Source organism: Nitrobacter hamburgensis X14, from assembly GCF_000013885.1.
In the GTDB taxonomy this organism is placed as follows: Bacteria; Pseudomonadota; Alphaproteobacteria; order Rhizobiales; family Xanthobacteraceae; genus Nitrobacter; species Nitrobacter hamburgensis.
In genome coordinates this window covers 234,363-258,763 of sequence record NC_007964.1, presented here as the reverse complement: position 1 = coordinate 258,763, position 24,401 = coordinate 234,363, and the positions used below count along the sequence as shown (strand labels likewise).

23 protein-coding genes, 1 tRNA gene and 2 riboswitches are annotated in these 24,401 nt (G+C 63.4%); of the genes, 14 read left to right on the top strand and 10 right to left on the bottom strand.

Going from position 1 to position 24,401, the window contains the following annotated elements; genetic code table 11:
* The first annotated feature begins 52 nt into the window (after nucleotides 1-52).
* Nucleotides 53-469 carry a DUF1236 domain-containing protein gene (locus tag NHAM_RS01185; RefSeq protein ID WP_011508840.1) on the top strand — a complete coding sequence of 139 codons (417 nt, stop codon included), beginning with the start codon at nucleotides 53-55 and terminating at the stop codon, nucleotides 467-469.
* A 69-nt stretch (nucleotides 470-538) separates the two neighbouring features.
* On the opposite strand, the gene NHAM_RS01180 is transcribed toward NHAM_RS01185, so the two are convergent.
* Nucleotides 539-1,231 (bottom strand): MBL fold metallo-hydrolase, encoded by a 693-nt coding sequence (locus NHAM_RS01180; protein WP_011508839.1) that lies wholly within the window; start codon nucleotides 1,229-1,231, stop codon nucleotides 539-541.
* 123 nt (nucleotides 1,232-1,354) lie between these two features.
* Here NHAM_RS01180 and NHAM_RS01175 point away from each other — a divergent pair, with 123 nt between their 5' ends.
* On the top strand, nucleotides 1,355-1,846 hold the full coding sequence (locus NHAM_RS01175) for an MmcB family DNA repair protein (protein WP_011508838.1): 492 nt from the start codon (nucleotides 1,355-1,357) through the stop codon (nucleotides 1,844-1,846).
* Nucleotides 1,847-1,874: 28 nt separating this feature from the next.
* Here NHAM_RS01175 and NHAM_RS01170 read toward each other — a convergent pair whose 3' ends face one another.
* Together NHAM_RS01170 and NHAM_RS01165 are read right to left on the bottom strand one after the other, a co-directional pair.
* Complete coding sequence (locus NHAM_RS01170; RefSeq protein ID WP_011508837.1) at nucleotides 1,875-2,429, bottom strand: ActR/PrrA/RegA family redox response regulator transcription factor; 555 nt, start codon at nucleotides 2,427-2,429, stop codon at nucleotides 1,875-1,877.
* A gap of 91 nt (nucleotides 2,430-2,520) precedes the next feature.
* Nucleotides 2,521-3,861, bottom strand: a complete 1,341-nt coding sequence (locus NHAM_RS01165; protein ID WP_041357538.1) for an ActS/PrrB/RegB family redox-sensitive histidine kinase — start codon at nucleotides 3,859-3,861, stop codon at nucleotides 2,521-2,523.
* A gap of 501 nt (nucleotides 3,862-4,362) precedes the next feature.
* On the opposite strand from NHAM_RS01165, the gene NHAM_RS01160 reads away from it, so the two are divergent.
* Nucleotides 4,363-5,697, top strand: coding sequence for a polyhydroxyalkanoate depolymerase (locus tag NHAM_RS01160; protein ID WP_011508835.1), 1,335 nt, complete (start codon nucleotides 4,363-4,365; stop codon nucleotides 5,695-5,697).
* Between the two features lie 202 nt (nucleotides 5,698-5,899).
* Nucleotides 5,900-6,736, top strand: a complete 837-nt coding sequence (locus NHAM_RS01155) for a M48 family metallopeptidase (RefSeq protein WP_011508834.1) — start codon at nucleotides 5,900-5,902, stop codon at nucleotides 6,734-6,736.
* A 157-nt stretch (nucleotides 6,737-6,893) separates the two neighbouring features.
* Here the strand turns inward: NHAM_RS01155 and NHAM_RS01150 are convergent, their stop codons facing one another.
* Together NHAM_RS01150 and NHAM_RS01145 are read right to left on the bottom strand one after the other, a co-directional pair.
* The gene (locus NHAM_RS01150; RefSeq protein WP_011508833.1) at nucleotides 6,894-9,092 is read right to left on the bottom strand and encodes a transglycosylase domain-containing protein; all 2,199 of its coding nucleotides are present in this window, start codon (nucleotides 9,090-9,092) and stop codon (nucleotides 6,894-6,896) included.
* A 442-nt stretch (nucleotides 9,093-9,534) separates the two neighbouring features.
* Entirely contained in the window at nucleotides 9,535-12,330 is a 2,796-nt protein-coding gene (locus NHAM_RS01145) for a [protein-PII] uridylyltransferase (protein WP_011508832.1), read from the bottom strand.
* 276 nt (nucleotides 12,331-12,606) lie between these two features.
* Here NHAM_RS01145 and NHAM_RS01140 point away from each other — a divergent pair, with 276 nt between their 5' ends.
* On the top strand, nucleotides 12,607-13,116 hold the full coding sequence (locus NHAM_RS01140) for an OsmC family protein (protein ID WP_011508831.1): 510 nt from the start codon (nucleotides 12,607-12,609) through the stop codon (nucleotides 13,114-13,116).
* A 115-nt stretch (nucleotides 13,117-13,231) separates the two neighbouring features.
* Nucleotides 13,232-14,239 carry an Hsp33 family molecular chaperone gene (locus tag NHAM_RS01135; protein ID WP_011508830.1) on the top strand — a complete coding sequence of 336 codons (1,008 nt, stop codon included), beginning with the start codon at nucleotides 13,232-13,234 and terminating at the stop codon, nucleotides 14,237-14,239.
* Nucleotides 14,240-14,273: 34 nt separating this feature from the next.
* On the opposite strand, the gene apaG is transcribed toward NHAM_RS01135, so the two are convergent.
* Nucleotides 14,274-14,669, bottom strand: coding sequence for a Co2+/Mg2+ efflux protein ApaG (gene apaG, locus NHAM_RS01130; protein WP_041357536.1), 396 nt, complete (start codon nucleotides 14,667-14,669; stop codon nucleotides 14,274-14,276).
* 335 nt (nucleotides 14,670-15,004) lie between these two features.
* Here apaG and NHAM_RS01125 point away from each other — a divergent pair, with 335 nt between their 5' ends.
* The 3 genes from NHAM_RS01125 to NHAM_RS01115 are packed head-to-tail and all read left to right on the top strand — an operon-like array spanning nucleotide 15,005 to nucleotide 17,981.
* Entirely contained in the window at nucleotides 15,005-16,240 is a 1,236-nt protein-coding gene (locus NHAM_RS01125; protein WP_011508828.1) for an OpgC family protein, read from the top strand.
* Nucleotides 16,237-16,998, top strand: a complete 762-nt coding sequence (locus NHAM_RS01120) for an SGNH/GDSL hydrolase family protein (protein ID WP_011508827.1) — start codon at nucleotides 16,237-16,239, stop codon at nucleotides 16,996-16,998. The genes NHAM_RS01125 and NHAM_RS01120 overlap by 4 nt, the downstream gene beginning before the upstream one ends.
* Nucleotides 16,998-17,981, top strand: a complete 984-nt coding sequence (locus tag NHAM_RS01115; protein WP_011508826.1) for an SGNH/GDSL hydrolase family protein — start codon at nucleotides 16,998-17,000, stop codon at nucleotides 17,979-17,981. Before NHAM_RS01120 ends, NHAM_RS01115 begins: the two co-directional genes overlap by 1 nt.
* 103 nt (nucleotides 17,982-18,084) lie before the next feature.
* Here the strand turns inward: NHAM_RS01115 and NHAM_RS01110 are convergent, their stop codons facing one another.
* Nucleotides 18,085-19,278 (bottom strand): O-succinylhomoserine sulfhydrylase, encoded by a 1,194-nt coding sequence (locus NHAM_RS01110; protein WP_041357535.1) that lies wholly within the window; start codon nucleotides 19,276-19,278, stop codon nucleotides 18,085-18,087.
* A 70-nt stretch (nucleotides 19,279-19,348) separates the two neighbouring features.
* Nucleotides 19,349-19,428: riboswitch (SAM riboswitch) on the bottom strand.
* Nucleotides 19,429-19,591: 163 nt separating this feature from the next.
* Between NHAM_RS01110 and NHAM_RS01105 the strand changes: the two genes are divergently transcribed.
* The 5 genes from NHAM_RS01105 (at nucleotide 19,592) to NHAM_RS01085 (ending at nucleotide 22,511) form a co-directional block, all read left to right on the top strand.
* Entirely contained in the window at nucleotides 19,592-20,698 is a 1,107-nt protein-coding gene (locus NHAM_RS01105) for a 2'-deoxycytidine 5'-triphosphate deaminase (protein ID WP_011508824.1), read from the top strand.
* Between the two features lie 329 nt (nucleotides 20,699-21,027).
* Nucleotides 21,028-21,088, top strand: a riboswitch (Fluoride riboswitch).
* A gap of 54 nt (nucleotides 21,089-21,142) precedes the next feature.
* On the top strand, nucleotides 21,143-21,352 hold the full coding sequence (locus NHAM_RS01100; protein ID WP_049769274.1) for a hypothetical protein: 210 nt from the start codon (nucleotides 21,143-21,145) through the stop codon (nucleotides 21,350-21,352).
* Nucleotides 21,349-21,729, top strand: a complete 381-nt coding sequence (gene crcB, locus NHAM_RS01095) for a fluoride efflux transporter CrcB (RefSeq protein ID WP_086008297.1) — start codon at nucleotides 21,349-21,351, stop codon at nucleotides 21,727-21,729. The genes NHAM_RS01100 and crcB overlap by 4 nt, the downstream gene beginning before the upstream one ends.
* Before the next feature lie 103 nt (nucleotides 21,730-21,832).
* A tRNA-Gly gene (locus NHAM_RS01090) sits at nucleotides 21,833-21,906 on the top strand.
* 32 nt (nucleotides 21,907-21,938) lie between these two features.
* Nucleotides 21,939-22,511 (top strand): hypothetical protein, encoded by a 573-nt coding sequence (locus NHAM_RS01085; RefSeq protein ID WP_011508822.1) that lies wholly within the window; start codon nucleotides 21,939-21,941, stop codon nucleotides 22,509-22,511.
* 25 nt (nucleotides 22,512-22,536) lie between these two features.
* Here NHAM_RS01085 and NHAM_RS01080 read toward each other — a convergent pair whose 3' ends face one another.
* The 3 genes from NHAM_RS01080 to NHAM_RS01070 all read right to left on the bottom strand — a co-directional run bounded on the left by NHAM_RS01080 (nucleotide 22,537) and on the right by NHAM_RS01070 (nucleotide 24,201).
* Nucleotides 22,537-22,878: a cupredoxin domain-containing protein gene (locus NHAM_RS01080; RefSeq protein WP_011508821.1), complete on the bottom strand. Its 342-nt coding sequence runs from the start codon at nucleotides 22,876-22,878 to the stop codon at nucleotides 22,537-22,539.
* A 10-nt stretch (nucleotides 22,879-22,888) separates the two neighbouring features.
* The gene (locus tag NHAM_RS01075) at nucleotides 22,889-23,413 is read right to left on the bottom strand and encodes a DUF4142 domain-containing protein (RefSeq protein WP_011508820.1); all 525 of its coding nucleotides are present in this window, start codon (nucleotides 23,411-23,413) and stop codon (nucleotides 22,889-22,891) included.
* A gap of 95 nt (nucleotides 23,414-23,508) precedes the next feature.
* A complete protein-coding gene (locus NHAM_RS01070; RefSeq protein WP_011508819.1) occupies nucleotides 23,509-24,201 on the bottom strand; it encodes an RNA polymerase sigma factor in 693 nt (230 codons plus the stop codon).
* Between the last annotated feature and the right edge of the window lie 200 nt (nucleotides 24,202-24,401).

The following is a 24,401-nucleotide window of genomic DNA, read 5'->3' as shown; positions in this document are numbered from 1 at the left end:
ATGCGTCCGCACAGACTTCTCATCCGCACATTCATGATCGGAGGGAAGCCTTATGGTTCGTCGTGTCATTGGAACTGCCGCAATCGCGGTCGCGCTTGTGTGGCCCGTGTCCGCCATGGCGCAGGGCGTGCCGGGCGGCATGGAACGCGGTGCCCGCGAAGGTGAACGGGCAGGGGGACCGGTCGGCGCAATCGTCGGCGGCACGGTTGGAGCTGTCGTGGGCGGCGTCGCCGGCGTGCTCGGCGTCGAGCAGCGCCCGCGCTTCCATCGCTACGTGGTCGAGCAGCATCGCCCCTCATATCACTATCGGGAACCGGTCCGTGTCGGTGCAGTGCTGCCGGAGTCGGGCGTGACTTATTATGAGGTGCCGGCCGAATACGGCGCGCCGCAATATCGCTACACGGTGGTGAACGACAGGACCGTGCTGGTCGATCCCCGAACCCACCGGATCGTCGACGTCATCGAATAGCGTCGTCGATGCGAAGCAAAAGAAGAGGCCGTCGTTAAAGGAGGCCTCTTTCCATTCAGAGGTACGGCGTCACATCCCGTCGGTCAGGAACGGGTTGCTCGCGCGCTCGTGGCCGATACTCGATCCCGGGCCGTGTCCGCAGATGAAAGCGACGTCGTCGCCGAGCGGCAGCAGCTTGTCGGTGATGGATTTGATCAGCGTGGCGTGACTGCCGCCGGGCAGGTCGGTGCGGCCGACGGAGCCGTTGAACAGAACGTCGCCGACATGCGCGAAGCGCATCTCCCTGTTGAAAAAAACCACGCTGCCCGGCGAGTGGCCGGGGCAATGAAGGACGTCGAATTCGAGTTCGCCGATCTTGACCTTCTCGCCCTCCTCGAGCCAACGGTCCGGCGTAAAATTGCGCATCCCGGTCATGCCGTAGCCACGTCCGCTCTCGACCACATGATCGAGCAGGAATTTATCGGCGATATGCGGCCCCTCGATCGGGACTTTCAGCGCGTCGCGCAATTCCGCGGCGCCGCCGACATGATCGATGTGGCCATGGGTGAGCCAGATCCGCCTGACGGTCACGCCGCTCTGTTCGATCGAGGTCCTGATCAGCGGAACATCGCCGCCGGGATCGATGACCACGGCGTCCCTAGTGGTTTCGCACCACAACAGCGTGCAGTTCTGGCGGAACGGCGTCACCGGGATGATGGTGACGCCGGCTTTCGCAGCGCTCTGGTCGTCGGGTTGGTTCTCTTGTTGGTTCTCTTGGGCCATGCGCGCACAATGCCGATTTTTACAGCGCCGCCAAGCGATTTGAGCGGCTTGGCTGGTTCCACTCCCTGAGAGCTAAAAAACACCGCGTGGTCTACGCCCTCGCTTTTGCTATGGTCTGGTCGCATGGAATCGAACGCTGTCCACATTGCCCTCGTGCCTCCTCCGGACCGCCGCCAGTCGGAGACCGCGCTGGCGATTGCGCGCGGAACGGGGAGGTTTTTGCGGTCGTTGGGGTTTTGCTGCGTCAGCGAATTGCCGCTGCCGTCAGGACGGCGCGCCGATCTGGTGGCGCTGAACGCGCGCGGCGATATCTGGATCGTCGAGATCAAGTCATCGGCCGAGGATTTGCGCGCCGATCGGAAGTGGCAGGATTACCGGGCGCATTGCGACCGCCTGTTCTTCGCCTTCACGCGCGATCTGCCATGCGGGATATTCCCTACCGACACCGGCCTGATCGTCGCCGACGCCTATGGCGCGTACCTGCATTGCGAGGCGCCGGAGCATCGTTTACCGGCGCCGACGCGCAAGGCGATGATGCTGCGCTTCGCGATGGCGGCGGCGCAGCGGCTCAATCGCCTCGCCGATCCGCAGGGCCATGCCGAGGGCGAATTCTAGAGCTTTCCCGTTCGCGATGAGCACCGCCCTATCGCGGCGCTCGTTTCGCAAGGATGCGTTGCAGCGTGCGGCGATGCATGTTGAGCCGCCGGGCCGTTTCCGACACGTTGCGGTTGCACATCTCGTAGATCCGCTGGATGTGTTCCCATCGTACGCGATCGGCCGACATCGGATTCTGCGGCAACTCGGACTTCTCCGTGCCGCTGGCGAGCAGCGCCGCGACCACGTCGTCGGCATCGGCGGGCTTGGACAGATAATCGACGGCACCCATCTTCACCGCGGTCACCGCGGTCGCGATGTTGCCGTAGCCGGTCAGCACGATCGCGCGGGCATCGGGCCGCTCACGCTTCAGGGCCGACACCACGTCGAGGCCGTTGCCGTCGCCGAGCCGCAGGTCCACCACGGCAAAGGCCGGCGCGGATTTTCCGATATGCGCCAAGCCGTCGGAGACGCTATCGCATGACGTTACATTGAAGCCGCGCGTTTCCATGGCGCGCGACAGCCGCTCCAGAAACGGCTTGTCATCCTCGACGATCAGCAGCGAGCGGTCGGCTTGCGGAATAACGTCGGGGGCAGCGTTCACGGTGATACCTCGCGCTTGGGTTGCCTTTGAAATATGGGCGCTGAAAGCCGCACCGCAAGCAGTTGAGACTCACGATCGCCGTCGCGGATACCTAAACCATTGTCTCCGCGACTGTTTTTGAGGTTTCGAAGCGGAGGCGCGGCCACACGATCTGAACCACCGCGCCATGCTCCGGAAATGTCCGGTTGGCGAAGGACACCGTCGCGCCGGTTCGCTCCAGCAAGGTGCGGGCGATAAAGATCCCGAGACCGAGCCCGGCGCGGCCGCCTTGTGCATCACTGACGTTGCGGCGGCGCGACAGGTAAGGCTCGCCGATCCGCTTGAGAATGTCGGGAGCGATGCCCGGTCCGTTGTCCGAAATCACGATCTCGACGGTCTCGCTATTCCACCAGGCATTCACTTCGACGGCGCTGCGCGCGAAGTCGACGGCATTCTCCAGAATGTTGCCGACGCCGTAGAGGATCGCGGGGTTGCGCATCCCGACCGGCTCATCGTCGTCGGCGACCGCGATCCGGATCGTGATGTCGATGCCGAAGTCGCGATGCGGCGCGACGGTTTCCTCGATCAGGGTCGATAGCGGCATCCGGTCGAACGGCGCGCCGGACGACGACAGTTGCGCGATCTTGGCGAGAATGTCGCGGCAACGCTGCGCCTGCTCCCGCACGACGCCGAGGTCGCCGGCGAGCCGCTGCGGATCCGGCGCGCCATTCTCCTGCAGGGCTTTTTCCAGTTCGCGCGAAATCAGGAAGATGGTCGACAGCGGCGTTCCGAGTTCATGGGCGGCGGCGGCGGCGAGGCCGTCGATCTGGGTCAAATGCTGTTCGCGGGTCAGGACCAATTCGGTCGCCGCCAGCGCGTCGGACAGCTTGCGCGCCTGCTCCGTCACCTGGAACGTGTAGAGGCTGGTGACGCCAATCGCGAGCACGATCGATAACCAGACCCCGGCAAGATAGATCCGCGGCAGGATCAGCGGATCGTTGGCGTCCCACGGCAACGGCAAATGCGTGAAGCCCAGGACCGTCGCGGAGGCAACCGCGAACACGCCGAGCGCCATGGTCATCCGCGTCGGCAATGCGGTGGCGGAGATCAGCACGGGCGCAAGAAACAGATACGAGAACGGGTTCTGCAAACCGCCGGTGAAGAACAGCAGGGCGGCCAGTTCAGCAATGTTCAACGCAAGCAGGCCCGCAGCATAGCGCGGCTCGAGCCGCTGCATCGGATTGAAGATAACCTGCAAAGCGAGATTGAGCAGCGACGACAGCCCGACGATCGTCACGCAGGGAATGATCGGCAGCTCGAATTCCAGTCCTTGCGCGACAACGAAGATCGCCGCGAGCTGCCCCAATGCCGCGAGCCAGCGCAGCCGCAAAATGGTATCCAGCCGGACGTAGCGGCGCGGATGGCGGAAATCGGAGGCGTCGACGTCGGTCATTGTCCAAAGCTTAGAGCATGATCCCGAAAAGTGGGAACCGATTTTCGGGATCATGCTCAATCAAAAGGATGGGCTAGAGCCTTTTCGCTTCTGATGGAATCAGAAGCGGGCTCTACGATTTTGAATTGACGCGTTTTCTTCACGCGAACCGGTATCCACTTCGCTCGAAAACGCTCTAGAGTCCGATTCAACGAAGTTGGATCGGACTCTAGCCGCGCGGAGGGCGAGCCACAAACTGCGCTATAGCGTTTTCGAGCGAAGCATGTCCTCGGGCTTGACCCGAGGATCGGTATCGGTTCGCGTCAAAACAAAAGGCTGGAGTCCGGCTTTGATTCCATCCGAGCCGGACTCCAGGTCAACGCGAAAGCCAGGGTATGGCGGAATATTTCCGCCACATCCGGTTCGCGTAACCCGTTAGCCTACTATATGTAGACCTATGGCGGATTGACGCTATGCCTCCCAGCAGCCACTATGTTGCGGCGCAACAGGGGATTGAGCAGAATGCCTATCGGTGAATTTGGACGCCCTCCGGATATGCCGGCGGAAGTCAGTCCGGCGATGACGGCGCCGATGTACTGGATGTACGAGATGGCGCAGGCCTCGCTCAACCCGGCTCGCGCCGTTACCGATGCGACCAGGATGCTGTTCCAGAATCCGCTCAATCCGTGGTCGCATACCGAGTTCGGCAAATCCGTCGCCGCGGGCTGCGAACTGTTCGAGCGCACCACCCGCCGTTACGGAAAACCGGAATGGGGCCTGCACGAGACCGAGGTCAACGGCGTGCGCACGCCGATGGAGATCCGCTCGGTCTGGGAAAAGCCGTTCTGCCGCCTGCTCTACTTCGACCGCATGCATGTGCGTCCGCTGCGGAAGCCGCAGCCGCGCGTGCTGCTGGTGGCGCCGATGTCGGGCCACTACGCGACCTTGCTGCGCGGAACCGTCGAGGCGTTCATGCCGACGCATGACGTCTATATCACCGACTGGACCGACGCCCGGATGGTGCCGGTGTCGGAAGGGCGCTTCGATCTCGACGACTACGTCGATTACCTGATCGAGATGCTGCATGTGCTGGGCGGAAACGTCCATATCATCGCGGTCTGCCAACCGTCGGTGCCGGTGCTGGCCGCGGTGTCGGTGATGGAGGCCGAGGGCGATCCCTGTGTCCCGCTGTCCATGACGCTGATGGGCGGACCGATCGATACGCGCAAGAACCCGACCGCCGTCAACAACCTCGCCGCCGCGAAGGGCACCGACTGGTTCCGCAACAATGTCATCACCAAGGTGCCGTTCCCGCATCCCGGCGTAATGCGCGATGTCTATCCGGGCTTCCTGCAGCTCAACGGCTTCATCACCATGAACCTCGATCGCCACATGGAGGCGCACAAGAGTCTGTTCAAGAACCTCGTCAAGGGCGACGGCGACCTGGTCGACAAGCACCGCGATTTCTACGACGAGTATCTCGCCGTGATGGACCTGACCGCTGAATACTACCTGCAGACGGTGGATCTCGTGTTCGTCAAGCACGCGCTGCCGAACGGCGAGATGACCCATCGCGGCCGGCCTGTCGACCCTTCGAAGATCACGCGCGTCGCCCTGATGACGGTGGAAGGCGAGAAAGACGATATTTCCGGGCTCGGCCAGACCGAGGCGGCTCACGCGCTGTGCACATCGATCCCCGAGCGTCGGCGGGCACACTACATGCAAAAAGGCGTCGGCCACTACGGCGTGTTCAACGGTTCGCGGTTCAAGTCGGAGATTGTGCCGCGCATCAACGACTTCATGCAGTCGAACGCCAGGCACCCGGCACAATTATCGCGCGCTGCGGCCGCGGAATGAATCGCGCCGGCGCGACCCGGGGCGGCCTGGTCAAAGCGCCAAATCCGCTGAGGCCCTTAAACGCAGTTCGTTGCTCTCTTGAAGGGGTGAATCTATTATCATTCCTTCAACAGCCGAATTCTGTTCAATGAACCTGGAATATTTTGTTCCGACGCCCATCCTGTAGGGGCGGCACGGCAAATCTCCCCTGTATATTGGGCAAATGATTTGTTTTTGCGCCGAGCGATTCGACTGGCGTCGGATATGGCAGAATCCGGGCGACACTCCCGCCTCCGGATTTACTGACATGGCCCGCGCACTGCTTTATCGACGTCCCGCCGAACCGTCCCGGCTTCTGGTCAAGCACGGTTCGCAAATCTATTCGGTGCGCTTGCGCCGGCATCGCCGCGCCCGCCGCTACACCTTGCGGATCCATCCGAGCGACCGCGAAGCGATCCTGACCATGCCGCCGCGGGGAACGCTCGTGGAGGCCAAGGACTTTGCGCAACGTCACGGCGGCTGGATCGCGGCGCGCCTCGGGCGACTGCCGAAGGCGGCGCCGTTCCACCACGGCGCGGTCATTCCGCTGCGCGGCGTCGCCCACCGGATCGTGCATCGCACAGGCGAGCGCGGCACGGTGTGGACCGAAACACGCGACAGCGGCGAGCGCATTCTTTGTGTCGCCGGCGGGCTCGACTATCTCGACCGGCGTGTGCACGATTTTCTGAAGCGGGAAGCACGTCACGACCTGCAAAAGGCCACGCAACGCTACGCCGATACGCTGGGCGTCAAGGTCAAGCGTCTTTCGATCCGCGACCAGTCGAGCCGCTGGGGATCGTGCACATCGTCGGGATCGCTGTCGTTCTCATGGCGGCTCATCCTGGCGCCGCCGTTCGTGCTGGACTATCTCGCCGCCCACGAGGTCGCCCACCTCGTTGAAATGAATCATTCGCCGCGATTCTGGAAGGTGGTGGCGCGAATCTGCAATCATGTCGAGCGCGCCAAGAAGTGGCTCGACGCCGAAGGCAACGATCTCCACCGCTACGGCATTCAGGATTGACCGCAGGCTGCGGTTAGAGCGTTTTCGAGCGAAGTGGATACCGGTTCGCGTGAAGAAAACGCGTCAAATCAAAATCATAGAGCCCGCTTCTGATTCCATCAGAAGCGAAAAGGCTCTAGAATGTTTTCAAGCACGCTTCTGCCAAAATGGAACTGCTTCAGCGCCCACCAAACAGCCGGTCCACGAGCCAGCCGTCCAGTCCGCTGGCGGCTTCCGGCCGCACATTGGCCCGGACCGGTTGAGGCGGGCCGCCGACGGACGCAGGAGCGGCGGGAGCCGGCGCGATGACCTGCCGGCCGAGCTGCGCAATGTCCGGCAGGGGGCCGCCCCGCTGGGTGCCGGGGATCGGTTCGGGCTGCATGCCCTCATGCGCGGTGCGCATGAAGCGCGTCCAGACCTCCACCGGCAGGCCGCCGCCGGTGGCCTTGCGGGTCGGCGAGTTGTCGTCGTTGCCGAGCCACACCCCGGTCACGAGCTTTGCGGTGTAGCCGACGAACCACGCATCGCGAAAATCCTGGCTGGTGCCGGTCTTGCCGGCGGCCGTCCATCCCGGAATCCCGGCCTTGCGTGCGGTCCCGCTGATGAGCGTCTGTTCCATCATCGTGTTCATCATGGCGACGCTGCGCGGATCGATCACCCGGCCGGGGGCGGCCTGCGCGCGTGCGTAGAGAAGTTTGTTGCCGTCGACGGTGCGGATGCGATCGACGATATGGGGATTGGCGGCATAGCCGCCGTTGGCGAACGGCGCGTAGGCGCCGACCAGTTCCAGCGGCGACACCTCGGAGGTCCCGAGCGCGATCGAGGCGTTCGGCTCCAGTTTTGATGTGATGCCGAGCCGGTGCGCGGTGCGGACCACATTCACAGGCCCGACCTCCAGTCCAAGCCGGACCGCAACCGTGTTCAGCGACATCGCGAGCGCCTGGGTCAGCGTCACCGCGCCGAAGTATTCATGACCGTAGTTCTCCGGCCGCCAGCCCTTGATATCGAGCGGAGCGTCCTGCCGGATCGTCTCGGGCGTGAGCCCGGCCTCGATCGCGGTGAGATAGACGAACGGCTTGAACGCGGAGCCGGGCTGGCGCTTCGCCATGACCGCGCGATTGAACTGGCTGTCGCCGTAGTTGCGCCCGCCGACCATGGCGCGGATCGCGCCATCGGGCGTCATCGCCACCAACGCGCCCTGGCTGACATTGAACTTGACGCTTTTCGCGGCCAGTTCGTCGATCAGGGCGGCTTCCGCCACGCTCTGCAATTTCGGATCGATGGTAGTTTCGACGACGATATTCTGGTCGACTTGGCCGACCAGATCGTCGAGCACTTCGCCGACCCAGTCGGCGACATAGTTGATGGTGCCGGCGCCGACCGGCTTCACGGCGTAAGAGGGACGGGTGGTGGCAGCGCGCGCCTGCTGCTCGGTAATGAAGTGGGCGTCGGCCATTGCCGCGAGCACGACCTTTGCGCGGGCCTCGGCGCCTTCCGGGTTGCGGTTCGGCGCAAGCCGCGACGGCGACTTGACCAGACCGGCCAGCATGGCGGCCTCGGCGAGCGTGACATCCTTCGCGGGCTTCCCGAAATACTTCTGCGCGGCCGCCTCGACGCCATAGGCGCCGGAGCCGAAGTAGACCCGGTTGAGGTAAAGTTCGAGAATCTGCGCCTTGGTGTGCTTGCGCTCCAGCCAGAGCGCGAGTTCGACCTCCTGAAGCTTCCGCTCGAGCGTGCGCTCCTGGGTCAGGAACAGGTTCTTGGCGAGTTGCTGGGTCAGCGTCGAGCCGCCCTGCGACACGCCCATGTGCAGGACATTGGTCACGGCTGCGCGCAGGATGCCGATCGGATCGACGCCGTAGTGCGAATAGAACCGGCGGTCCTCGATCGCGATGAAGGCCTTCGGCAAATAGGGCGGCAGATCCTTGAGCGAGACGTTGCTTCCGGCCATTTCGCCGCGCGTCGCCAGCACGCTGCCGTCCGCGCCGACGATCTTGATGGTCGGCGGGCGTTTTGGAATTTCCAGCGACTGAATCGGCGGCAGATGCGCGCCGACATAGACCACCACGCCGACGATGGCGATGCCCCCCCACAAAGCGAGCACGGCGCCCCAGTAGAACAGCCGGGACAGGCGGCCCCGCGTCCGCTTCCTTGCCCGTCCTTTGCGACCTTTCCGATTCTGCGACGGCTTGCGCTCGCGCGATCCATCACCACCCGGACCGGCGGCTTTGCGCGGCGCCGCGCGGCTGGCCGGCTTGTCATCGGCAACCGTGATGCGATCGAGCGGATTGAGGCGCAACTCCGCGAGCGAAGCGGCAACCCCGCCGAATACCGGCTCCTTGCGCCCGCCGCGCTTCTTTTTTCGTCCCCACACCATACGCAACAACGCTCACGCCGACTCAAGCGACACGCTAGCGGTCCGGGTTTAAGAGGCGGTTACCCCAAAGCTAACGCAAGATTAGAGGGGTGAGGCGGCCGCCGCGAGCGCGGTCCCGACTGTTCCGTCGCGGTCCGTGCATAGCCGCAAAGGAGGTTTAAGGCGCTCGACGATGCGATGCCCTTATATGGCGCTATCCACTCGCGTCGTCGGAGATGACCGGTCCGAACAGTTCCCAGCGCTCACCGTTGAAACGCATCATTCATCTGCTTGTTGACGCGGTACTCGTCCGGCATCGTGTTGATCCTGATGCCGGCAGCAACAGGTCGAGGCCGACGTCCTTCAGGTGGGTCCGATTTTAACACTCGCACCGCGTTTCAACGCACCTTCTTGCGAATGCTACATCCGAGAGACCACTAGCAAATATAAGTTGCTAGGGGCTTCAGCCGACAGATTGTTCCGCCGCACCGCCATTGGCGAGCAGATGGATGAGCGCACGCTTGATCGCGGCCTGCCGCGTCGGGGCGGTGATCCGGGCGCCGAGCAGGTCGGTGACGTAGAACACGTCGCGCGCCCGCTCGCCGAATGTCGCCACGTGGGCGGACGCGATGTTGAGGTTGAGTTTCGAGATCGCCGCGGTGAGCTGGAACAGCAGGCCGGGGCGGTCCAGCCCCGAAACCTCGATCACGGTATGGCGGTCCGACCACTGGTTGTTGACGATGACCTTGGGCTCGACCACGAACGGCCGCAGCCTCGTCTTTCCGGCGGCGCGGCGCGCCACCACATCGGGCAGGCGCAGCCGGCCATCGATCACCTGCTCGATGATCTCGCCGATGCGGGCGGCGCGCCGGCCCTCGTCCTCGTCGCGGTCGTATTCGCGGGAGATCGCGATGGTATCGAGCGCCTGCCCGTCGGTGGTCGTATAGATCTGCGCATCGACGATGTTGGCGCCGGCCGACGCGCACGCTCCGGCGATGATCGACAGCAGCCAGGGATGGTCGGCGGCGAAGATCGTCAGCTCGGTGACGCCGCGCGCCTCGTCGAAGCCGACGTTGATGTTGAGCTTCCGGCCGCCCTGCTCGCTGGCGCGCAGGAAACGCGCGTGCCTGATCTTGTGCGCGAGATCGACCTTGAGCCAGTAGGCCGGATAATGCCGCGCAATGTAGGCATTGAGTTCCGGTTCGGACCATTCAGTGAAGGCGGCGCGGAACTCGGCCTGGGCCTCCGCGATGCGCTGGACGCGATTGACCTCGGAGAAGCCGCCGGTCAGCACCGGCTCTGTCTCATAATAAAGTGTGCGTAGCAGTTGCGCCTTCCAGCCGTTCCAGACGCCGGGGCCGACGCCGCGGATGTCGGCGGTGGTCAGGATCGTCAGGAGCTTCATCTGCTCGACCGACTGCACCACGGCCGCGAAATTCTCGATGGTCTTGCGGTCGGAGAGATCGCGCGACTGGGCCACTTTGGACATCGTCAGATGCTGTTCGATCAGCCATGCGATCAGTTCGGTGTCGGATGCGTTGAAGCCGAGGCGCGGGCACAACCTGCGCGCCACCCTGGCGCCCGCGATCGAATGATCCTCGGGACGGCCCTTTGCGATGTCGTGAAGCAGGGTGGTGATGTAAATGACGGGCCGGTGTTCGGGGTGGATCTTGCGCATCAGCTCGCTGGCGAGGGCGAGTTCGTCGTTGCCGCCGCGCTCGATGTCCTGAAGAATGCCGATGCAGCGGAGCAGATGCTCGTCCACCGTGTAGTGATGGTACATATTGAACTGCATCATCGAGACGATCTTGCCGAAGGCTCGGATGAAATGACCGAGCACTCCGGTCTCGTTCATCCGGCGCAGCACGGTTTCCGCGTCGTTCGACGTCAGGATTTCCATGAACAGCCGGTTGGCTTCCGGATTTTCGCGAAGCTGCGCGTTGATCAGCCGCCGCGATCGCGTCACGGTCCGCAAGGCGTCCGGGTGGAAGGCCAAATTGTTCTTCTGCGCGAGGCGGAACACGCGGATCAGGTTGACGGGATCGCGCTTGAAGACGTCAGGCGCGGCGAGATTGATGCGGTTGTTGTCAATAATGAAATCGTCGCCTTCTGGTACCCGCCGCAGTTCCGTGCCGGGCCGTCGTCTCGACATCATGCGGCCGAGAACCGGTGCCGGCTTGGCCTGCTGGTCTTCGAGCTTGGCGCAGAGAATCGCGGTGAGGTCGCCGACATCCTTGGCGGTCAGGAAGTAGTGCTTCATGAAGCGCTCGACATCCTGCATCCCGGGATGAGAGGTATATCCAAGCCGCACCGCGATCTCGCGCTGCAAGTCGAACGACAGCCGTTCCTCGGCCCTGCCCGTCGCGAAGTGCAGGTTGCAGCGTACCGACCACAGGAAATCGGCGCAGCGGCGGAAGGTCCGGTACTCGCGGACATCGAACACCCCGCACCCCAGCAGCTCGCGGCTTTCATGGACCCGGTAAACATATTTCGCGATCCAGAACAGCGTGTGCAGGTCGCGCAATCCCCCCTTGCCGTCCTTGACGTTGGGCTCGACCAGATAGCGCGACTGGCCGGCGCGGCGATGGCGTTCCTCGCGCTCGGCAAGCTTGGCGGTAACGAATTCCGCCGCCGTTCCCTGCACCACCTCCGTGTCGAAGCGGGTGACCAGTTCGTCGTAGAGCGCGCGGTCGCCGGCGAGGAACCGGGTTTCCAGAATCCCGGTGCGAACGGTCATATCGCGGCGCGCCTGCCGGATCGATTCGTTGACCGAGCGCGTCGCGTGACCGACGTTCAACCCCATGTCCCACAGGCAATACAGTATGGCCTCGGCGACCTGTTCGCCCCACGCGGTCTGCTTGTACGGCAGAATGAACAGCAGATCGATATCGGACTCCGGCGCCATCAGACCGCGGCCGTAACCGCCGGTCGCCACCACGGCCATGCGCTCACCGTCGGATGGAATCGGGGAATGATAGAGATGACGGGTCGCGGCCGAAAACGACAGCCGGATGATTTCGTCCTGGATGAAACAAAGCCGTTCGGCGCAACGCCGCCCGTGGCGGTCGCGCAAAAGCTTCGCCTGCGCCGCATCGCGCACCTTGGCAAGCTCGGCCTTCAACAACCTGGACACCGCGGCGCGGAAGACGTCCTCGTGCCCGGCGTGCTTCGCGGCCAGCGCATCGATGTCGCCGGTGATCCTGGCGGTATCGAAGTCGTTGCCGGCTCCGGCCGCGTCATTTGTCGTTGCGAGATCCATCGCCTACCCGGATAACGGACGCCACGCGGGCTGTCACCGGAGATTGTCGGCCGCACGCGCCGGATCCATGTCTCGCGCCGCCAGCCTTGCGCAACGATCTGCTCCGCCCGGCAGGGTTTGGCAATGGCGATGTCGTCGGATATCCCTGCCGAAAGCACACAACCGCTCGCGCCGCAGTCTGCGGCGCGGTGGCGGTACTGGGTGCGCCCGGCGGGTGGTGAAACCGCTACGCCACGCTTACATTCGCCGGACGATTTCAGGAAAAAGGAGACGTTGATGGATGCCGCCGAGCTTCGCGCCACGCAGGCCCCGATCAAGAAGCGCTACAAGACCGACCCGAAGTCGGCGCTGATCACGCTGAAGGCGCGAGGTTCGATCGAGAACGAAGGCATCGCCTGCAAAATCGACACCGGGCGGGCGCTCACTGTCGCGGGGCTTCATCCGGCCACCGGCGGGTCCGGTCTCGAATTATGCTCCGGCGACATGTTGCTCGAGGCGCTGGTCGCCTGCGCCGGGGTCACGCTGAAGTCGGTTGCGACCGCGATCGATGTGCCGCTGAAATCGGGCCACGTCACCGCCGAGGGCGATCTCGACTTTCGCGGCACGCTCGGCGTCGACAAGGAAACACCGGTCGGCTTCGAATCGATCCGCCTGCGGTTCGACGTCGCCACCGATGCACCGCAGGACAAGCTCGATCTGCTGCTCAAGCTCACGGAGCGCTATTGCGTGGTCTATCAGACCATCCGGAACGGGCCGAAAGTGTCGGTCGAGATGAAAAGGGTGTGAACAGGTCAAATCTGCAAATTCTGGAGCGTCTTACGAAAGCAGGACGTGGGCAAAGGCGTGCCGAATCCCCTTTGAGGGGTTTCGATCCCGGCCCGCCGACCCCAGATAGTGCGGCATGACCTCACAAATGTCCGACCCCGCCATTTCGCTTGAAACCCCCGTGCGCGCGCCTTCGTCTGTTCCGGTCGATGACGCCGTGATTCCGTTCGAGGTGAGCGCGCTCGATCTGCGCGGCCGGCTGACCCGGCTCGGACCGGCGCTCGACGAACTGCTGGTCCGGCATGACTATCCCGCGCCGGTCGCCAAGCTGCTCGGCGAGGCGGTCGTGCTGACAACGCTGCTCGGCTCCTCGCTCAAATTCGACGGCCGCTTCATCCTGCAGACCCAGACCGACGGACCGGTGTCGTTCCTGATCGTCGACTTTCGGGCGCCGGCAAGGCTGCGGGCCTATGCCCGTTTCGACCAGGCGCGGCTCGGCGATGCACTGGATTCCGGCGCGCTGCTCGGCCGCGGCCATCTCGCCATGACCATCGATCAGGGCCCCGACATGAGCCGCTATCAGGGCCTGGTGGCGCTGGAGGGCGGCAGCCTCGAAGATGCGGCGCATGAATATTTCCTGCGCTCGGAACAGATTCCGACGCGGGTCCGACTCGCGGTCGGCGAGGAGTGGCGCAGGGACGGCAATGGCCCGAAGCGCGGCTGGCGCGGCGGCGGCATGTTGCTGCAATTCCTGCCCAAGGCACCGGAGCGCGCGCGTCAGGCCGATCTCGATCCCGGCGACGCGCCGCCGGACGGCAGCGCCGCGCATACGGTGGCGGAGGACGATGCCTGGGTCGAGGGCCAGTCGCTGATCGGCACCGTCGAGGACATCGAACTGATCGACCCCGATCTGTCCGGCGAACGCCTGCTGTACCGGCTGTTCCATGAGCGTGGCGTCAGGGTGTTTCCACCGCAGGCGCTGCAGGCGCAATGTTCGTGTTCGCGCGACGCGGTGGAGGCGATGCTGAAGAGCTTCGCGCCGCAGGACCGCTCCGGGATGGTGAAGGACGGCAAGGTCGCCGTGACCTGCGAGTTCTGCAGCTCGGTGTATGAATTCACGCCGCAGCAAGCCGGCGCGGAATAGGTGCGGCGCGACCCCGCGTCGCAGCGCCGCTGCTTCAGTTCAGCACGCGCTTGCTGTCGGGGCTGTCGAGCGAGAAGGTGGGAACATCGATTTCGAACGGCTCGCCGCTTCGGATCGAGATCATCTGGTAGCGGCCGCTCATGAACCCGGTGGCGGTCGGCAGCGGAACGCCGCTGGTATATTCGAAGCGCTCGCCGGGCGCGAGCACCGGCTGTTCGCCGACCACGCCCTCGCCGCGGACTTCCTGCTTCCGTCCCGAGGCATCGGTGATGATCCAGTGCCGGGTGCGCAACTGAACGGTATCCGGCCCGGCGTTGGTGATGACCACGGTATAGGCCCAGAAAAAATGGCCTCGCTCGGCGGACGACCGCTCCGGCATGAAGTTCGGCTCGACGGTGACTTCGATCTGGCGGGTAACGGCACGATACATCGGAGACTCTCTATAGCGTTTTCGAGCGAAGCATGGCCTCGGGCGTGACCCGAGGATCGGTACCGGTTCGCATAAAGAAAACGCGTCAAAACATAAAGGCTTGAGCCCGGCTTTGACCCTCATTAAAGCCGGAACAGCTCTTGGTGTCGGCGGATCATAACGAAAACAGGCGCGGGAACCAGCCCCACCCGCTTGTGATCGCGCGTCCGCATGGTTCCGGACTATAACTCCCACCGTAATATTGCCTTTTGTCACCGTTAGCCCGAAGCCGTTCCCCCGTAAATCATTCTCGATCGCCGGGAGGCGGTTGCAGGCCTTTCGAAGCGGTGCGCACGATGTCTGTTGCCAATCAGGTTGTCGGTGCCCGCGCCAGCGCGGCTGCCGATGGCGCGAGCAATGACGTTTCGATTCCGGCGCCGCCCATCGAGCGCGAGTTGCGGCTCGACCTGTTTCGCGGGCTGGCGCTGTGGCTGATCTTCATCGACCATCTGCCGCAGCACCTTCTGACCTGGCTCACCATCCGCAATTACGGCTTCAGCGACGCCACCGAGATTTTCATCTTCATCTCGGGCTATACCGCCGCCCTCGTCTACGGACGCGTGATGCGGGAGCGCGGATTCGTCGTCGCCGCCGCGCGCATTCTCAAGCGCGTCTGGCAGATCTACGTGGCGCATATCTTTCTGTTCACGATTTTTCTCGCGGAAATTTCCTACGTCGCGAGCAGCTTCGAGAACCCGCTTTACACCGAGGAAATGGGCATCCTCGATTTTCTCAAGCATCCCGACATCACCATCGTGCAGGCGCTGCTGCTGAAATTCCGGCCCGTCAACATGGACGTGCTACCGCTCTACGTCGCGCTGATGCTGTTTTTTCCGCCGATGCTGGCACTGATGCAGCGCAGGGCCGATCTTGGGCTGGCGTTGTCGGCGGGTCTTTATGCGCTCACCTGGCAATTCGATCTGGCGCTGCCGGCCTATCCCAACGGGGTCTGGTTCTTCAATCCGTTCGCCTGGCAACTGCTGTTCGTGTTCGGCGCGTGGTGCGCGCTGGGAGGCGCCAAGCGCATGTCGCGCATCCTTTCGTCGCCGGTCACGCTCTGGATTTGCGCCGCCTATCTGCTGTTTGCCTTCTACACGACGCTGACCTGGCATGTGCCGCAGCTCAACCATTTGATGCCGGGCATCGTCGAGCAGTGGATGTATCCGATCGACAAGACCAATCTCGACGTGCTGCGCTTCGCCCATTTTCTGGCGCTGGCCGCGCTGACCGTCCACTTCCTGCCCAGGGACTGGCCCGGGCTGACCTCGCCGTGGCTGCGGCCGCTGGTCCTGTGCGGCCAGCACTCACTGGAGATTTTCTGCATCGGCGTCTTCCTGGCCTTTGCCGGGCAATTCATTCTGGCCGAGGCGTCCGGCGGCGCCGGGCTTCATTTCGTCATCAGTCTTTGCGGAATTCTCATTATGTCCGGCGCCGCATGGGTATTTTCATGGTACAAAAAGGTTGCCGGCAAGGGTGGAAGTCGTGCCAAATCCGCCGACGGCGACGCGGATCTTGCAGGAGGAGGAGCATGAGGGCCGGCTGGACGTCGGTCTTGCTGCTGCTGGCCGGTCTGACGGCCAGTGCCTTCGCGCGCGCCGATGATCCCCCCAGGAGCTGCGACGTTCCGGCCTATCTGCTGACCAGCGACAGACCGCTGACCCGGGTCGCCTCGGCGGTCAAGGCGGGCGGCCCGCTCGATATCCTGGTTGTGGGCAGCCGTTCCTCAACCATTCCGGGGGCGGAGGGCGACGCCTATCCCGCGAGATTGCAGGCGGCGCTTCGCGAGAAATTGCCGGGCATCACCGTGAACGTGTCCGTGGAACTGGAGCCCCGGAAGACCGCCGAGGATATCGCGCCCGGCCTCGGCAAGCTCGCACTGGCGAAAAAGCCGACCCTGGTGGTGTGGCAGACCGGCACCGTCGATGCGATCCGCTCCGTCGATGACGACACCTTTCACGATGCCATCGACCACGGCGTAACTGCATTGCAGAATGCCGGGACTGACGTCGTCCTGATGAATATGCAATACAGCCCGCGTACGGAAACCATGGTTTCACCGACCTCCTATATCGACAACATGCGGGTGGTGGCGCAGCAGCACGACGTTCCGCTGTTCGACCGGTTTGCGATCATGAACCATTGGAATGAAAGCGGCGAATTCGATTTGTTCAGCCCGGTGCGCGGTGCCGATCTGGCCAAACGCGTTCACAATTGTCTCGGCCGGGCCTTGTCCACATTCGTGATCGATACCGCTCATATCAATCCTGCCGAACTCGGGACCCGGCGCTAATGACGATCCACAGCCGCTTCTCCACAACCGCCGTCCTGGCTGCGCTGGCGATCATGGTGATGGGCACATCGACCTCGACCGTGGTCGCGCAAACCGCGCCGGCAAACGCCACGGCGCGGCCGACGGGCAGCGCGGGCCTGTCCGCACCGGCTTCATCCGGCGTTGCGGCTGCGCGTTCCGGCACGCCGACGCAGAACCTGTCAGGAAAGGCGACCGACAAGGTCAAGGCCGTTGCGGACCGCCCTCGCGACATCTTCAACCGCGTCCCCTGTCTGCCGCCGAAGGGCGTCTCGCAGTCGATGGGGTCGCTGCCGCATGTGGCGGCCAAGCTTGCCGCCAACAAACCGGTCGTCATCGTCGCCTTCGGCTCGTCATCGACGCAAGGGTACGGCGCGACGTCACCCGAATTCACTTATCCGAACCGGCTGGCGGCCCGGTTGCACCGCAAGTATCCAGCGGCCGCTATTACCGTGATCAATCGCGGCAGGGGCGGCGAGGACGCGCCCGAAATGATGAAGCGGCTGCGATCGGAAGTGATCGATGCCAAGCCGGACATGGTGATCTGGCAGGTCGGCACCAACGCGGTGCTGCGCAATCTCGATCCCGCGAGCACCGCGAAAACCGTCGAAGCCGGCGTCGCGACCATTCAGGCCTCGGGCGCCGATCTGGTTCTGGTCGATCCGCAATACGCGCCCGCCGTCAATGCCAGGGGCGAGAACGCCGGCAGGATGGTCAGTCTGCTGAGCAGGGTCGCGCACCACAGGCACGTCGGGATTTTTCCGCGCTTCGAGGTCATGCGCGACTGGCACGATCGGCAGTCGCTGCCGTTCGACACCTTCGTGACCAAAGACGGCCTGCACATGAACGACTGGGGTTACGCCTGTTTCGCCCAGTTGCTCGGCGATGACATCATCCAGTCGGTGGACCAGGTCCAGGCCGGCGTCAGCCCGCCGCAGGCGGCGACGGCCTTCCGGCCGTTGTAACGGACCCTTCGTCATTGCGAGGAGTGAAGCGACGAAGCAATCCAGGTTCTTTACATGACATACATCTGGATTGCTTCGCTTCGCTCGCAATGACGAAAAAACATCACACCGTCTCCAGCGCGGCGACGAGATCCTCGATCAGGTCGTCCTTGTGTTCGAGGCCGGCCGAATAGCGGATGAAGCCTTCGCCGATGCCCAGGCCGACGCGGACCTCCGGGGCGAGCCGCTGGTGGGTGGTGGTCGCCGGGTGGGTCACGAGGCTCTTGGCGTCGCCGAGGTTGTTCGAGATGCGCGCGAGCTTGAGCGCGTTGAGACAGCGGAAAGCGCCCGCCTTGCCGCCCTTGACCTCGAATCCGATCAGCGTCGAGCCGGCGCGCATCTGCTTTTTCACGAGCGCCGCCTGCGGATGGTCCGGCCGGCCGGGATAGATGAGGCGGGACACTTTCGGATGCGACGCCAGCGCATCCGCGATCGCGGCGGCGCTCTCGGTCTGCTGGCGCACGCGGACGCCGAGCGTCTCCAACCCTTTCAGGAGAACCCAGGCGTTGAACGGCGAGATCGACGGCCCGGTCTGGCGTATAAAGGTTTGCAGGTGCTCCTGGACGAAGGCGTTCGAGCACAGGATGACGCCGCCGAGCGTTCGTCCCTGACCGTCGATGTGCTTGGTCGCCGAATACACCACGATGTCAGCGCCGAGCGCCAGCGGACTTTGCCAGATCGGCGTCGCGAACACATTGTCGACGATCAGCCGCGCGCCGGCCTGATGCGCGATCTCGGCGATACCGCCGATGTCGAGCACGTCGAGCGTCGGGTTGGTCGGGCTTTCGATGAAGCAGCTTTTCGTGTTCGGCCTCATCGCCTTGCGCCACTGCTCGAGATCGAGGCCGTCGACCAGCGTGGACTCGATACCGTAGCGCGGCAGCAGATCCTCTACCACATAGCGGCAGGAGCCGAACAAGGCCTTGGCCGCGACGACGTGATCGCCGGCCCTCAAGGGCGCGAGCATCGCGGTCGTCACCGCCGCCATGCCTGTCGCGGTGGCGCGCGCCGCTTCCGCACCTTCCAGTTCGGCCATGCGCTGCTCGAACATGGCGACGGTCGGGTTGGAGTAGCGCGAGTAGATGAAACCCGGGTCCTCGCCCTTGAACCGCGCCTCGCACTGTTCGGCGGTGTCGTAGATATAGCCCTGGGTCAGGAACAGTGCTTCCGAGGTCTCGGCGAACTGCGAGCGCATCGTTCCGGAATGAACCAGCCGGGTTTCAGTACGATATTGGGCGGTGGGCGAAGACTGCGACATGTGACCTCCTGCGCGACCGCCTTGAAAAACGGTCACAAAAAAACCGGCCTGGAAAAATCCACAGGCCGGGATCACATTGTCCCCGGCCTGTTTAGCAACTTATTTAACGTGGCTGCAAGCCGGCCGGCTCAAATCACCACGGGACAGGTCATGCCTAATCCGGCATGTGCTTTCCGTCAAGCCAACGAGTTGACATTCGCAAAGACACTCGCTGAAACGGGACGCGAATGTTAGAACCAGACCGCCAGCCATCGGACAACCGGTAAAGCGTCTGTTATCAGGGCCTATTGGCGAGAGCCGCGAGGACGACATCGTGCCATTCACGCTTCCTCCAGACGCCAATGGCATTCTGCCCGACCGCATGATCGCGGCGATGGCGGACGCGGGGCTGATCCTGCCGGAATACCCATTCGTCGAGAGCCAGATCCAGCCGGCGAGTCTCGATCTGCGGCTCGGCGCCATGGCCTATCGGGTGCGCGCCAGTTTTCTGCCCGGGCCGGGCGCAACGGTGGCGGAGCGCATCGACGAGTTGAAGCTGCACGAAATCGATCTGTCCGACGGCGCGGTGCTGGAAACCAACTGCGTCTATATCGTGCCGCTGCTGGAGAGCCTGGCGCTGCCGCCCGAGATCGTCGCCGCCGCCAACCCGAAAAGCTCGACCGGGCGGCTCGACGTGTTCACCCGCGTGATCGCCGACGGCACCCGGCGCTTCGACATGATCGGCGCCGGCTATCACGGCCCGCTTTATGCGGAAATCAGTCCGAAGACGTTTCCGGTGTTGCTGCGCGAGGGATCGCGGCTGTCGCAGGTCCGCTTCCGCAGCGGCGACGCCATTCTCGATGCCGACGAGCTCGATGCGCTGCATGCACGAGAGAGGCTGGTCGATAGCGACGACACCGAGTTCGCCAACGGCGTAGCGCTCAGCGTCGATCTCTCCGGCGAGAACGCCGACGGCTTTGTCGGCTACCGCGCCAAGCGTCATACCGGCGTGATCGATATCGATCGCCGCGGCCGCTATGCGGTCGGCGAGTTCTGGGAGCCGATCGCGGCGCGGCCGGACGGCAGCCTGATCCTCGATCCCGGCGAGTTCTACATCCTCGCATCAAAAGAAGCGGTGCAGGTGCCGCCCGATTACGCCGCGGAAATGGTGCCGTTCGATCCGCTGGTCGGCGAATTCCGGGTGCATTATGCCGGCTTCTTCGATCCCGGCTTCGGTTATGCCGGCGCCGGCGGACAGGGTTCGCGCGCGGTGCTGGAGGTGCGCTCGCGCGAGGTGCCGTTCATTCTCGAGCATGGCCAGATCGTCGGCCGTCTCGTCTATGAGAAGATGCTGGCGCGGCCCGACGCGATCTACGGCCAGCGCATCGGCTCCAGCTATCAGGCCCAGGGCCTCAAGCTGTCGAAGCATTTCCGGGTGTAGCGAACCGGAGGCGGAAAGCGGTTATTGCGACGGGGTGGCGCGCAGCTTCGCAAGCGGCGGCTAGTTGTGGGATGAGGAAATTGTGCAGCGGTTTTCCGCCCGCATCCTGCTTCTCAAAATATTGGAATCGATCGCGTTCATGATTTCGGATCGATTCGATCCACAAATCATCGTGATCTAGTCGCTCGCGAGCGGACTTGACCGGTTCGCCGATCCGGCCAGGGTCTGATCAATGTCGTTGAATCAGACCCTTGCCTCATCTTTTTGATTGAGCATGATCTTATCCGAAAACCGGCTTCCACTTTTCGGGATCATGCTCTAGCATGAGCGACATCGATGGGGATGGAGTTCCCCGATACCCGCCGCAAGGCTGATGACTCCTACCGGGCGCTTCGCGTCGGTAGGAGCTGTTTCCTCCCCCGTTGCGCCCGAGAAAGGGCGCTTATGACCAAGCTTCCGAATTCGCTGTTGGTCTCGTTATGGGGCGTCGGAGTCTGCTGGGTTGCCGCAGCGATCGCTTACCTGACCGATTCCGTGACGCTCCCGGTGGTCCCTCTGCTGGTTTCGCTGGTGGTTCTTCTGCTGGTCCCTCTGCTGCTCATCGGCATCCTGGGCGGTATGGCCGAATGGCCGCAGGGGAGACAAAAACATTGAAGTGGACGTTTATTCTGGCCGTCGCGGCCGGCGGGTCGCTGGGGTCCGTGGCGCGCTATCTCGTCGGCATCGGCTTTGGCCGGTTGCTGGGTCCGAAGTTTCCGTGGGGAACGCTGTTCATCAATATCACGGGATCGCTTCTGATCGGACTGTTTGCCGGCCTGTTCGCCATCCGATGGAATTTGCCGCAAGCCGTGCGCATCTTCCTCATCGTCGGGATCTGCGGCGGCTACACCACGTTCTCCACCTTCTCCCTCGATTCATTCTACCTGATCGAGCGGGGCGAAGTGGCGGCGGCCGGTGCTTACATGATCGCTTCCGTCGTGTTATCCGTCGGCGCGCTGATCGCGGGCATCCAGATCGTCCGGGTGCTTTAGAACGATCCCACGGACATTCCCGCCATTGCGCGGCGGTTCGCGCGCGCGACCGTCTTGGCGGACCGGCCGGTCTCGGCTACATCAGAGGATGAGAAGCGGATAGGCGGGCGTAGTTCAATGGTAGAACGGCAGCTTCCCAAGCTGCATACGAGGGTTCGATTCCCTTCGCCCGCTCCAGCTTCGCCGCTTGAGGCAGACCAGGAGAGCTCTTGACCGGGATGGCCGCGCCGCATGACAGCAGCCGTAACGGGCTCCTTAAGACCGGTGCCGCGGGTGTCGGAACCGGCATCGTGACGCCGCTGATCCAGCCGCTGATCGACCAGATCAATGGTTCGCCCGGTGACTTGCGGATTGCGCTTCTGGCTGTGCCGTTCGCGCTCCTCGTCCTCGTTCTGATTCTGATCGACTCGGACAATCCGCGGTGGGCGGCGCTGGCCGGAGCCGTGGTGACGGTGATCGCCTTCGTCTGCGCGGTCAACGCGGCGATCTGGATCGACGGACAGATCTCCGGTTCCGAAAACGCCGTGAGAAATGTTCTATCCGGTCTGGCCGGGGGGTTCGTCGGCTCCGGCATCCTGGCGCTTGGCGTCAGCCTGCTGCCGGCCGGCCCGCTCGATCCGCTGGCGTGGCTGCCGATGCTAGTGATCGGCACCAGTGCCGGCGCCCTGCTCGCGCTGGACAACGCGCTGAACCTCGATCTGCTGTCGATGCTCTATCCGGTCTGGCAGGCCGGCGTCGCCATCTGCCTGGCGATGGCGTTGCGGCGCACGCAACCCGCCTGACCGCGCGTATCAAACCTGAAACGCGCTACGGCGCGATTGTCAGCCTAGCCTTCATGTTGGGATGGTAGCGGCAATAATAGTCGACCACCCCCGGCTTCTTCAGCACCAGCGTCCCGGTCTTCTGCGCCGGCAACTCGACGTCCCAATCGCCGTTTCGTGCCGTCGCGCTATGCACGAAGATGTCCTCGTTGACCCATTCGATGGTGTCGCCGACCTTGGCGGTCGTCTCGGCCGGTGTGATCTCAAGATCCTGCATCAAGATTTGAATCGTCGCCGCACGGGCCGGGACGGATATTCCCGAAACTGCGATCCCCAAGATTGCGATTCCCGAGGCTGCAACGATCAGAAAATGTCCGCCCGGCTTCATGGGATGCTCCTTACTTCTTCAGCTCGGCCGCGACGTGTTCGGCGTGCTGCTCGTGACCCTGGAAGATCTTCAGCCCCGTCTCCAGCAGGCTCTTCAGCTCGGCATTGCTGGCCGACGGAATGAGCTGGGTTTCGAGCGCGTTGTCGACCGCCTTGTGAAAGGCGACCTCGTTGTCGACATAGGCCTTGTCGAACGCGGCGCCGCTCAGCTTCGATAGTTTCTCAAGCGTGGCCGCGGCGTTCTTGGACAGCGTGCGGCTGGTGTCGTTGTCTTCGGGGGTGACCTTGAGCTTCTTGACCAGCGCGAGCGCCTTCTCGTTCACCGCCTCGTGATCCCGCACCATATCGGCGGCGAAGGCCTTCACCTCTTTGTTCTCGGATTTCTTCAGCGCCTGCTTCGCCGCGGTGATATCGATGACGCCGGCGGTGTAGGCGATATGCGCGATCTGCGGATCGGTGAGTTTGGCCCCTTGCGCAAAGGCCCCGCTGGTCAACAGCACTACGGCGGCGATCGCCGCGCTCAGTCGAACGAACATTCCTGATACTCCTGTGATGCCGCGATTGAAAAATCGTCGGACGTTTTTCCATGACACACAGGATTGGATGCGGCGCAGCGCAACAGGTTCCCGAATTATTTGGTCAGACCGAGCCGACCGAGAACCGCGTCGGTCAGGCGTGCGCAGCGTTTGCCGGCGAAGGGAAAGGCCTCCATCACGACCGGGCCGATCTTCTTTTCGACGTTCGCGCGCAACATCGTGCGGGCACGATGAAGCCTCGTCTTCACGGTTTCCGGCTTGAGATCGAGGATCTCAGCGGTTTCCTCCACGTTCATTCCCTCGATCACGCGCGTGATGAAGACGATACGGAACGCCTCGGGCAGTTCGTCAACCGCGTGCTCGACGATGTGCTGAATTTCGCGCTGGGCCATGGTTTTTTCGGGGTCTTCGGAAATGGCAGACACGGGAAACTGGATGATGCGGGCGTCCGACGCCACCGGCTCCAACGTGGTCCAGTCGACGCTCGGGTGCTGGCGCCGCAGCCGGCCAAGCGCCTCGTTCATGGCGATGCGCGCCAGCCAGGTTGCGAGACGGGATTCGCCACGAAAGCTCTCCAGATGCGTGAAAGCACGAACGTAGGTTTCCTGCACGACGTCCTCGGCCTCGCCGTCGTTGCGCAGGATGCCGCGGGCGATCCGGTAGAGCTTGCGATTGTTCGCCTGCATGATGGCGCGGATCGCGCTTTCGTCACGCGCGCGGGCGCGGCGAATCAGTTCATCGTCGTCATCGCACGGGCCGGCGGCCAGCCGGGACTGAACCTGTTGCATACGCCTCGCTCCCGCTCTCAAGGATACTCCACCGTCAGGGATATGGACGCCACAAAGCCGGTCAGGTTCCCAAGACGGGAAAATTAACCATACATCCGCTGTCCGGCGGTTAATCCATCCAGGAAGTGCAGCGCGTCGGCAACACTGGATTTGAATCTGGTGTGAAAGATCGCGGCCATCTGGACAAAATGCCGATCTCG

What these genes read in the sequence shown, in the direction of transcription:
- NHAM_RS01100 (WP_049769274.1), top strand. Translation starts at nt 21,143, where the DNA reads ATGACCAAGCTTCCGAATTCGCTGTTGGTCTCGTTATGGGGCGTCGGA.
- NHAM_RS01110 (WP_041357535.1), bottom strand. Translation starts at nt 19,278, where the DNA reads ATGTCGCAGTCTTCGCCCACCGCCCAATATCGTACTGAAACCCGGCTG.
- NHAM_RS01135 (WP_011508830.1), top strand. Translation starts at nt 13,232, where the DNA reads ATGACCTCACAAATGTCCGACCCCGCCATTTCGCTTGAAACCCCCGTG.
- NHAM_RS01140 (WP_011508831.1), top strand. Translation starts at nt 12,607, where the DNA reads ATGGATGCCGCCGAGCTTCGCGCCACGCAGGCCCCGATCAAGAAGCGC.
- NHAM_RS01180 (WP_011508839.1), bottom strand. Translation starts at nt 1,231, where the DNA reads ATGGCCCAAGAGAACCAACAAGAGAACCAACCCGACGACCAGAGCGCT.
- NHAM_RS01080 (WP_011508821.1), bottom strand. Translation starts at nt 22,878, where the DNA reads ATGAAGCCGGGCGGACATTTTCTGATCGTTGCAGCCTCGGGAATCGCA.
- NHAM_RS01160 (WP_011508835.1), top strand. Translation starts at nt 4,363, where the DNA reads ATGCCTATCGGTGAATTTGGACGCCCTCCGGATATGCCGGCGGAAGTC.
- NHAM_RS01120 (WP_011508827.1), top strand. Translation starts at nt 16,237, where the DNA reads ATGAGGGCCGGCTGGACGTCGGTCTTGCTGCTGCTGGCCGGTCTGACG.
- NHAM_RS01155 (WP_011508834.1), top strand. Translation starts at nt 5,900, where the DNA reads ATGATTTGTTTTTGCGCCGAGCGATTCGACTGGCGTCGGATATGGCAG.
- NHAM_RS01125 (WP_011508828.1), top strand. Translation starts at nt 15,005, where the DNA reads ATGTCTGTTGCCAATCAGGTTGTCGGTGCCCGCGCCAGCGCGGCTGCC.
- NHAM_RS01115 (WP_011508826.1), top strand. Translation starts at nt 16,998, where the DNA reads ATGACGATCCACAGCCGCTTCTCCACAACCGCCGTCCTGGCTGCGCTG.
- apaG (WP_041357536.1), bottom strand. Translation starts at nt 14,669, where the DNA reads ATGTATCGTGCCGTTACCCGCCAGATCGAAGTCACCGTCGAGCCGAAC.
- NHAM_RS01185 (WP_011508840.1), top strand. Translation starts at nt 53, where the DNA reads ATGGTTCGTCGTGTCATTGGAACTGCCGCAATCGCGGTCGCGCTTGTG.
- NHAM_RS01175 (WP_011508838.1), top strand. Translation starts at nt 1,355, where the DNA reads ATGGAATCGAACGCTGTCCACATTGCCCTCGTGCCTCCTCCGGACCGC.
- NHAM_RS01165 (WP_041357538.1), bottom strand. Translation starts at nt 3,861, where the DNA reads ATGACCGACGTCGACGCCTCCGATTTCCGCCATCCGCGCCGCTACGTC.
- NHAM_RS01075 (WP_011508820.1), bottom strand. Translation starts at nt 23,413, where the DNA reads ATGTTCGTTCGACTGAGCGCGGCGATCGCCGCCGTAGTGCTGTTGACC.
- NHAM_RS01145 (WP_011508832.1), bottom strand. Translation starts at nt 12,330, where the DNA reads ATGGATCTCGCAACGACAAATGACGCGGCCGGAGCCGGCAACGACTTC.
- NHAM_RS01150 (WP_011508833.1), bottom strand. Translation starts at nt 9,092, where the DNA reads ATGGTGTGGGGACGAAAAAAGAAGCGCGGCGGGCGCAAGGAGCCGGTA.
- NHAM_RS01070 (WP_011508819.1), bottom strand. Translation starts at nt 24,201, where the DNA reads ATGCAACAGGTTCAGTCCCGGCTGGCCGCCGGCCCGTGCGATGACGAC.